This is a genomic window from Brenneria roseae subsp. americana, from assembly GCF_003115815.1.
GTDB lineage: Bacteria > Pseudomonadota > Gammaproteobacteria > Enterobacterales > Enterobacteriaceae > Brenneria > Brenneria roseae.
Genome location: NZ_QDKJ01000028.1, coordinates 1 through 9,165, shown reverse-complemented (window position 1 = coordinate 9,165; position 9,165 = coordinate 1). Strand labels below are relative to the sequence as shown.

Annotated in this window: 8 protein-coding genes; all 8 read right to left on the bottom strand. The window is 54.6% G+C overall.

Annotation, left to right across the window (positions count from 1 at the left end; genetic code table 11):
- A partial coding sequence (locus tag B4923_RS20380) for a DUF6531 domain-containing protein (RefSeq protein ID WP_170116099.1) occupies positions 1–2,659 on the bottom strand: 2,659 nt, incomplete at its 3' end.
- A gap of 13 nt (positions 2,660–2,672) precedes the next feature.
- Positions 2,673–3,599 carry a DUF4123 domain-containing protein gene (locus B4923_RS20375; RefSeq protein WP_109491521.1) on the bottom strand — a complete coding sequence of 309 codons (927 nt, stop codon included), beginning with the start codon at positions 3,597–3,599 and terminating at the stop codon, positions 2,673–2,675.
- Positions 3,596–4,546: a DUF4123 domain-containing protein gene (locus tag B4923_RS20370; protein ID WP_109491520.1), complete on the bottom strand. Its 951-nt coding sequence runs from the start codon at positions 4,544–4,546 to the stop codon at positions 3,596–3,598. Before B4923_RS20370 ends, B4923_RS20375 begins: the two co-directional genes overlap by 4 nt.
- Positions 4,547–4,753: 207 nt before the next feature.
- Entirely contained in the window at positions 4,754–5,503 is a 750-nt protein-coding gene (locus B4923_RS20365) for an ankyrin repeat domain-containing protein (protein WP_109491519.1), read from the bottom strand.
- 23 nt (positions 5,504–5,526) lie between these two features.
- A complete protein-coding gene (locus B4923_RS20360; protein WP_109491522.1) occupies positions 5,527–6,216 on the bottom strand; it encodes an ankyrin repeat domain-containing protein in 690 nt (229 codons plus the stop codon).
- Between the two features lie 68 nt (positions 6,217–6,284).
- Positions 6,285–7,055 (bottom strand): ankyrin repeat domain-containing protein, encoded by a 771-nt coding sequence (locus tag B4923_RS20355; protein WP_109491518.1) that lies wholly within the window; start codon positions 7,053–7,055, stop codon positions 6,285–6,287.
- Positions 7,052–8,425 carry a Tle-like phospholipase domain-containing protein gene (locus B4923_RS20350; RefSeq protein ID WP_109491517.1) on the bottom strand — a complete coding sequence of 458 codons (1,374 nt, stop codon included), beginning with the start codon at positions 8,423–8,425 and terminating at the stop codon, positions 7,052–7,054. Before B4923_RS20350 ends, B4923_RS20355 begins: the two co-directional genes overlap by 4 nt.
- 12 nt (positions 8,426–8,437) lie before the next feature.
- Positions 8,438–9,165 (bottom strand): bacteriophage T4 gp5 trimerisation domain-containing protein (locus B4923_RS20345; protein WP_425428666.1); only part of this gene is annotated, 728 nt, incomplete at its 5' end.

The following is a 9,165-nucleotide window of genomic DNA, read 5'->3' as shown; positions in this document are numbered from 1 at the left end:
GCAACCCTTCGTACTTCCAGCGACGCACCTGCACGCCCTGCGCGCGGGCGATATGCCGTTCCATCAGGCGGTCATGCTCGTCGTAGAAAAACCGCAGCGCAGGCAGATGGTCACGCTCGATGCCGCTTAGCAGCCCGCGCGCGTTATACCGGTAGCGCTGCAACACCCCGTCCGGCCCGATGATTGTCTCCAGTTGGCCCTGCGCCGTGTAGCTGTGCAGCCACTCGCGCCCTTCCGGGTCGTTCACCTCGATCAGTTGCCCCTGCGCATTGCGCTGGTACTGCCAGACGCTGCCCAGCGGATCGGTATAGGCCAGCAGTTGTCCGTCATCGTTATATTCATAGCGGTGTACCGCGCCGTCCGGCAGCGTGACCGCCGTGACCTGTCCCCAACCGTTGCGCTGGTATTCGGTACGGTTGCCCAGCGGATCTATCTCGGCGATTAACTGGTTGTTTTCCCACTGATAATGCGTTTCGCCGCCGTCCGCTTCCCGCCGGAGAAGAATGTTGTTGCGCCCGTCGCGCACAAAGGATGTGATGCCGCCGAAACCGTTGTGGTAATGCGTGGTCAGCGCGTCATCGTCATAGCTAAAATGCCCTGTCCAATAGCCTTCGGCGGCGCGACATAAGGTTACTCGGCCTTTTTCATCGTAGTCATGCTCCACCCAGGTATGCGCCAGATCGGACCAGCGCAGCAGCCAGCCTTCCGGCGAATAACGATAATCAAAATTGCGACCGTCGCCGGCCCGCACGCCAGTCAGATATCCTTGCCGATCATAGGTATAGGTTGCCAGCTGGCGTACCGGCCGACGCTCTGCCGTACACAGGGTCAATGACGTAATGCGTTTGCGCTCTGTCTCCACATGAATCAGACATCCATCCGGCAACGCCAACCAGCGCAACGTCCCCCGTTCCCACAGCAGCGAGACGCGGTTGCCCTGAGCATCTTCGATTGAAGTCAGAAAAAGCGCTTTTCCGCAGCAGTGCTCGAAACCATAGCGCAGACCATTGCGGTGACGCAGCACCAGCCTCCCTTGATGCCGCCCCAGCCGCCACACCGGGTTTGACGGCGAGCGGTTGTCTTCCCCCTCTTTCGGGCTGGCGAAGACGGCCTGATTAAATTCCCCGTCCAACAGGGTAACGACGCCCTGCGATAGCGACAGGCGCATGTCCCATTCGCTGCGCCACAGCCGCCCCAGTAATCCGGGATAACGCTCTCCGCCGGAACGGTAATAGCGCTTTATGGTAACCGGCAGGCTGCCGTCGATAACTGCGTCCGTCCGCCAGTCCACCACATACCCGGTCGCCACGTCCACCGGGTCGTTCTTACATACGCTTTCCGTCGTACAAAGCTGCCCATCCTTCTGTTGCGCGCTATCCTTCGCTTTCGTATCCGCGTCAGTGGCTTCATCCTTACTTCTGCCCGCATTGGTGTCCTCGGTTTTATTCTGCGCGCTCTTGCTACGTGCCGAGCCGGATTTTCGCGTCACCACCTTGCCAATAAATTCAGTTATCTTTGACTCAATCTCCGTCAGGGCCGCATCGAATTTCTTCAGCAAATCATCCAGCGTTTTAATGATCCCGACGATGCTGTCTTTCATCATAGCGACCATCCAGCCGCCTTTGGCCTGCGACTCCGCCAGCATTTTTTTCAGCGCCGCGATAAGGTTTTGCAGCAAGGCTTTCGCCTGCGCGCCATAATTGCGTAATTCGCCGCGCAGCTTGGCCAGCCCTTTCACCAGATTGCCGTCGGACAACCCGCGAATAACCCTGATAGCGAACTGTATCGCTTCCGGCGAGCCCTTCTCCAACGCCCGGATAATGGCCCGGCCGCTGACTTTGAGCGCATCCCCCAGCCCCGGTATCACCCCGATGGCGCACAGCGCCCCCTCGGCAATGTGCAGCGTGTCGTCCAGTTTGGCGGGTTCTTTATACGAGCGCCAACCCCACTCCCCTATCGCATACACATCCAGCGCCTGCCCCACCACCGGAATAAACCCCAGCGCGATTTCACAGACCAGCAACACGGCGGCGGAGGTGCCGTCACTATTGTCCGCCACCTCTGCCGCCAACTGACTCTGATGAATTTTGTTGATCGCCCGCTTCAGTTCGATACTGCCGGCATTGATTTTTTTATCCAGTTCCCAGAACCGGTCATATGACTGCCGATATTCCGGCGGGATACCGCTGAAAATACCCCCCAAAAAGCCCGTATTGTCGATATCAACGGTGCTGTCGTCGCTGTCATCCGCGTCATATTCCAGCAACCCTTGTTTGTGTAACAGCAAAAACAGCGTGAAATACTCCCCCGCCAATACCGCATAATCCGGGTTGGCCTGCAATACCGGGTTATTCTCTACTGTTTCCCTGGGCTGAAACTCGTCATCCCCTTCATCCAGCAGAAGCTCAAAGTTACCGCACCCCATGTCAAAGATATGGCACAGGCCGTTAGCGTCCGTCTTGCCGTGTATCTCTTTTTCATTGCTGTCGGTCAGCACGAATGGCGCGTTGGGCACCGGTCTGCCGGAGTCATAGTGATAATGGATGATGACTTCGCAACCGCATTTAGCGCAGCCGCCGGAGATTTCGTTGTCGGTGGAGAAATTTTTTGCCGCCGCTTCCTCGCTGGTCATCAGCGCGGCCTGTTTGTCCTGATTCATGGTTCGCTTCCCGCTATGCTTTTTCGTTATCCAGTTGCGCCAGTGCCGCCCGATACAAACGGTCCATGCGGCTCTCCATTCCCACAGCATCCGGCCCGGCGAGCGCCGATTCGGCCCAGGGCTGGCGCACGAAATCCGGCTCCATTTCCGTCGCCAGACTGAGATAGCGCACAATATCCCGGTCATTGTTAAACCCATGCCGGCGCGCTTGCTCAACCTGCTGCTGAGTAAAATCCAGCAACGCCGGTTCATCGTTCTCCCGCCAACGGACATGATGCGCCCGCAGATGCGCCATATACGCGTTCAGCACGCCCCGCTTCGACGGCTCGATAATCGCCTGCCATTGCCGCGGGCTGAGATGCTGCGGCTCGCGGGCGGACAGACCGTGCGTCTGGCGTTCGGTCAGCGTCAGCGTTTGAACGCTCCCTGACGGCTCGATAGCGCAAAACGTCTTCACCGGCCCGAACAGCGCGCAGGCTTCCCGCGCATCGCTGGCCTCCAGCAGACTCGACGTCACCAGCCAGTCGCTGATGCGTAATATGGCGCTGCCTCCGTCCGGGGTAGCAACCCAACTCCATTCGCGCAGATGTTTCATCAATTCCGTTAGCTGCTGGAGCGGGCCATACGCCTGCATAAACCATTCAAGCTGTATCGCAATGCCCCAGCCGTCCTGAACCAGCAGATATTCACGCAGTTGCGGCCAATTGACGCTGTGGACGGGAATGCAGTAAGGCGATACCGAAGCATGAATACGCCCGGTTTCGCCCCAGTACAGACGGGTTTGTTCCAGGCTGCCGCCCCAGCGCTCCGCCAACCAGGGAACGGCGTCATTCAGCACCGCCTCCGCAAGCATGAAACAACCGCCCTGCGCGATCCGCGCCTGCCATCCGCTTTCATCTTCTTCCGATGTGCGGGACAGAAAAGTGCTAGACTCGCTCATAGCTTAACCTCCGATATGTCTGGCAGTTCGCCCCGCATCCAGCCGGGACGGTGGTAATATTCCCTGACGTCTTGCACGCTGTGGGGTTGCGCTTTAAATAGCCGGATACTGTTTTCCAGATTGTTGCGTTCAAGCAGAGTGATAAATCGGGGATGCAAATAAAAATCGCTGCCCAGCACCCAACGGTGCGCGGACCAGGACTCGCATTCATTGTCGTGGGCGTAAGGGTATAGCTGTCTGGCCAATGCAATTCCGCTGATAAATTTAGTTTTCACTATTTCAATATCGAGCGGATAAATATATAGCGTACTGGCATAAAGCCAGAGCTGATTAGCCAACTGATGTAACCGACTTTCATTCGACAATAAATAATATTGCTCTCTATTCAGATGAATATAATAATCACTCTGTTCTATAGAACAATTATTCTCAGCACCGAACATGGAATAAACCAGACGTTCATCTTCTTTTAACGACAAATAGAAACTGTCATGAGGAGAAAGAAAAGCGGATTGACCCATCTCGTTTAATGTGGCCCACCATAATCGTAATAGGTCGGGATTGTAACCACGAAATAACGCTTTTGTCCCATCAGGATAAATACAGGCGATTCTTTGTTGCCAGTAGCGGGTTATTTCATCCAGCGACAGCACAGAATGCAATAAAGTAATACCGGGCGGTCGCATAGATTGCGTTTCCGCTATCCAGCGCAACAGCGTTTCTCCGGATTTTCCTTCTTCAACCAATACAATAATCGGCGCCCATCGTTGCCATTCCCCGGCATCTGGCGTAAACCGCAATTGCCGCCACAGCGGCGCGGCGGCAGGCTGAAACATCTGCCAGAATTCTGGCAGCGCAGGATAACACATGACATCAATAATGGCGTAAAGCGGTGACGTCCCGCGCTGAATAATATCAAACAGGGTTAGTGAGGTTAATTTATTCATTCCTGAATCAACTTTTCCAAGCAGAAATTAATATCGCTGTTCTACCCAATAGATTTCGAGAGGCAGGAAGGCGGCAACCGAGTGAATCCCCAGGAGCTTACTCAAGTAAGTGACTGGGGTGAGTGAGGGCAGCCAACGCACCTGCAACTTGAAAGATGACGGGTATATATAATTAAAGAATTAGCGATCGTATACCTTCTCGCCATTTTAAGGCTGATCACCTTTCGCACGGCGCGCTCTTACCTCTGCGGGGGACAAGGGAGGAAATTTAACGCCGCGTTGCTGTAATAGCTGTTTTACTTTTAACGCCCAGGGATATTGAGGAGATTGGGGGGACATAATTGACAAGCTGTCATGTACTCGCCATGCCAGGCTTCCATCAGTAGCTGAATAGGTGTCTACATGAGCACCATGCTCAATCAGCCAATGCACTATTTCATACTTATTTATATAAGCCGCATAAAGTGCACTATTTCTTTTTTGACCATCCTCTAAATTTACATCTGCTCCGCGCTCTATCAGCAATTTAATATCCGCCCACCGTTCTTCACCGATGGCACCAAATATCGCTGGTTGCCCAAGATGTCCAATCGCATTGGGATCACCTCCCGCATCCAACATTATACGAAGCCAATCAGGATCTTTCGCACCCGATACCGAATTAACCGCACTATCGCCATAACCGTCCTTATAATTCGGATCAACCCCCAGTTTTAATGCCAGTTTTACCGCTTTCTTATCCTGAGTCTCATAGATCAACCACAGCAACGGGGTAACGCCCTCTTTTCCCTGAATATTCAGATCCAGCCCCTGCGACAGTTGCTGCCTTGCCACAGTTTCATCACCGTTACGGATACTTTGCAACAGCGCCGCCATTGGCGGCACAAATAACTCACTGGCCTGCATACTGCGTCCTCCGGCTTGACAGGCGGCCAGTAAAGGCAGACAAACCAGCATCCGTTTTAACCAATTACTCAAGGCTACTCGCCCCTCGCCCAGCGTTCACGAACTTCCGCCGGGGATAGCGGCGGGAATTTTATGCCGCGCTGCTGTAATAACTGTTTGACTTTCAGCGCCCAAGGATAATGTGGCGAGTCGTGAGACATAATCGACAGGCTGTCTTCTACCATATAGGCCAGATTTACGCCACCAGCATCATAAATCGTAATATCCGCGCCTTGCTCAATCAGCCAATATACAATTTCATACTCATTCACATAGGCAGCATAAAGAGCACTGTTTCTCTTCGGCCCATCTTTTAAATTGATATCCGCCCCGCGTTCTATCAACAGTTTGATATCCGCCCAGCGTTGCTCGTTGATTGCATTAAATAAGGCTGGAACCTTATTATAATTTCGAGAATTAGGATCACCACCGGCATCCAGCATCATTTTCAACCATTCCGGTGATTTTGCTCCTGCTACCATATTCACAGCATTACTACCATGCCCTGACTTGAAATTAGGGTCCGAACCCAGTTTTAAAGCCAGTCTTGCACCTGCCTGATCCTGCTTCATCACCAGCCACAGCAGCGGTGTAATCCCTTCCTTGCCATAAATATTCAGATCAAGTCCTTGCGCCAACTGCCGCCGAGCAGCAGTTTCGTCCCCTTTACGGATAGTTTCCAGCAGTTCCGCCATCGGCGGTTCAAAAAAGTCATTGGCCTGCATATTACGTCCTCCGGCTTGACAGGCGGTTAACAGCGGCACACAGGCCAAGAGCAGTTTGAACCAACGCCTCAAAGCGACTCTCCTTTTGCCCAGCGTTCCCTCACTTCTGCGGGTGATAACGGTGGAAATTTAACGCCGCGTTGCTGTAATAGCTGTTTTACTTTTAACGCCCAGGGATATTGAGGAGATTGGGGGGACATAATTGACAGGCTGTCTTCTACTGAAAAGGCTAAATCACTGCCTGTACGATCACGAATAGTGGTATCTGCGCCCTGCTCAATCAACCAATACACGATATCGTATAGATCAAGATAAGCTGCATAGTGAGTGCTAGTTGTTCTCTGTTCATCGGTTAAATTAACATCGGCTCCACGTTCTACCAATAATTTAATATCTGCCCAGCGCTCTTCGTTAATCGCACTGAATAACGCAGGTTGCCCAAGACGGCCTATCGAATTTGGATCCCCCCCCGCATCCAACACTATACGCAGCCAGTCGGGATCCCTTACTCCAGATACCCTGTTGACTATGCTATCACCAGAACCATCCTTATAATTTGGATCGGCTCCCAGCTTTAATGCCAAACGTACCGCTTTCTTGTCCTGCGTTTCATAAACCAACCACAGCAACGGGGTAATCCCTTCTTTCCCCTGAATATTCAGATCCAGCCCCTGCGACAGTTGCTGCCGGGCAGCGGCTTCATCACCTTTCTGAATACTCTGCAACAGCGCCGCCATCGGCGGTTCAAATAACTCACTGGCCTGCATACTGCGTCCTCCGGCTTGACAGGCGGTTAAACATCCCAGAATAACTATCCCTACCCATTTCAACCATTTCATTGTGTCCCCTTAAGTACGCTGGTAATTTTGCCGATATCGTCCTTTTTCTGGCTCTCAATACCGGCAATAACCTGATCCATACCATGACGGGCCAGCGGTGAACCGCCGGAGGCGGGCAGCGACTGCATGGCCCCCGCCGCTTTTGGTAAAGCCCCCCCTAACAGCGTCGCCACGCCTATTGTGCCGCCGATGGCCGCGCCAGCCGAACCGCCAATTAGCGCGCCAGCGCCGGATAATAGCCCCGGCACCATCGCCTTACCAACACCTTGCACCATCGTTAAAATTTCACCATCCACCGCCTGGGTGGTAATCAGCGAGTTAATCTTAGCAAGGTCGGCTCCCCCGGCTCGAATCGTAGTATTCTCATGCAAACCTGCCGCATTAAAGGTGTAGCCGGGTAAACCACTCATGCCCACTCCCGCCGAGGCTAAACCACCACCCAACGAATGCCCAACAATCACTGGCAATGGTGAGATAGCCCTTTTCACCTGTTTGGCTAAGTACATCGCCTGCTTGTATTGAGTAGTTTCCAAACCCGCTCCTTGCCCAGCATTGGTCAGCCAGTCTTTTGCACCAGTGACCGCATTATTTGTTCCCCGATAGGTCAGCATGGTTTCACCATTAATGGCCGATTTAAACAATGCCGCACCAAATCCTGAATCCGGATCCATAAATTTGGCTCCGCTAAGTTCTGGAATGTTCTCACCTTCCAGAAGCTCCAGCCCCACCGGCGCTTTAGGCAGCGCCGCCAGCACGCCGCGCCGAAACTCATCCACCGGATAAACATACTGCGCCGCTTCCGCCCGCAGAATACTGTCGTTATTAAACGCCAGCCGTTTCGCCGCGTCCGCCAGCCCCGGCAGCGTTGCCGATTCGGCTGCCAGTTTGGCCCGCGCCAGATAGCGTTCCTGACGCTGTAGCAGCGTCAGCGCCTCGTCCAGCACCGGTAGTTCCGCCACCTGCGCCCATTCCATCAGCGCCGGGGCCAGCATCGGCGTCAACGCCAGCAACGGTGAACGCCGCTGCGCCGACTGCTCCGCGCAGGCCCTGACCGGCGACTGGTACGGCGTATCGCCAATAATTACGTCTCCGCTGCCCGCCGCCACCGCGCCACCGCAGCCAATGGCATCCCCCACGCGCGCCGCCAGCTTGCCGTTGATGATAACGGTGCCGGAGCCAGCGGATATCGCCCGGCTGTGTACGCCATGCGGCATATTCGGACAAGGACAAGCATGCAGCAGCACCGCGTCGCCTTTGCGCGCGGCTGGTATGCCGTTGATGATGACATCGCCGCTGCCTTCAATAATCGGCGTGGCCGGAAAGCAGCCGTGCCCGGCACAGCTATCACCTAAACGTGCAGCACTCGGCATCGCTTGTTCTCCTTAACGCCGATCCGGCGCTTCCGGCAAGGTGGGCTTGTTAGGCGCATCCGGTTCAATGGATACCGGCGCTGTGCCGGTTCCGGGCGAGCCGCCGTCATTGATTTTGACGATCGTGCCGGAAATGGTGACGCCTGCGCCGTCCAGCTTGATAAAGCCGCCCGGCCCCTTGATCGTCAACGCCTGCCCCGCCTCCAACACGATATCCGCCGCTTTCAGGTAGCTGTCAGTATTCACCACCGTATGCTGATGCGCGCCGATCAGGGTTTCTTCCGAACCGGACAGGGTGGTCTGGCGGCTGCCTTCGATCCGCGTGATCTCACCGCCGCCGATAAATCGCTTGAACGACTGCACGACTTTTTGCACAAAGTGACGACCGATGTACTGGTGATGGTCCTGACCGATCTGTTCAAAGTCATCCTGCCCGATAGTGCGGTGGCTGTGCCGGTCAACGCGCTGGAACTGATCCTGGGACACCGTTAAATGCTGATCCCGACCGACGCTCCGGCGATGGATGTTGTTGATCACCACGTCCATGTCTTTCTGAGCGTGGATATAGATCTGCTCGCGGGTCGCTTCGTCCTCAAAGCGCAGTTCGTTAAACCCGACGCCCTTATGGGTATCGGTACGCAGCAATGTGCGCGTCTTATGGTTGGGCAATACATAGGGCGTTGGATTGGTAGCATGATATGTCCGCCCCGTCACGATCGGCTGGTCCGGGTCGCCCTCCA

What these genes read in the sequence shown, in the direction of transcription:
- B4923_RS20355 (WP_109491518.1), bottom strand. Translation starts at nt 7,055, where the DNA reads ATGAAATGGTTGAAATGGGTAGGGATAGTTATTCTGGGATGTTTAACC.
- B4923_RS20365 (WP_109491519.1), bottom strand. Translation starts at nt 5,503, where the DNA reads ATGCTGGTTTGTCTGCCTTTACTGGCCGCCTGTCAAGCCGGAGGACGC.
- B4923_RS20350 (WP_109491517.1), bottom strand. Translation starts at nt 8,425, where the DNA reads ATGCCGAGTGCTGCACGTTTAGGTGATAGCTGTGCCGGGCACGGCTGC.
- B4923_RS20375 (WP_109491521.1), bottom strand. Translation starts at nt 3,599, where the DNA reads ATGAGCGAGTCTAGCACTTTTCTGTCCCGCACATCGGAAGAAGATGAA.
- B4923_RS20360 (WP_109491522.1), bottom strand. Translation starts at nt 6,216, where the DNA reads ATGCAGGCCAATGACTTTTTTGAACCGCCGATGGCGGAACTGCTGGAA.
- B4923_RS20370 (WP_109491520.1), bottom strand. Translation starts at nt 4,546, where the DNA reads ATGAATAAATTAACCTCACTAACCCTGTTTGATATTATTCAGCGCGGG.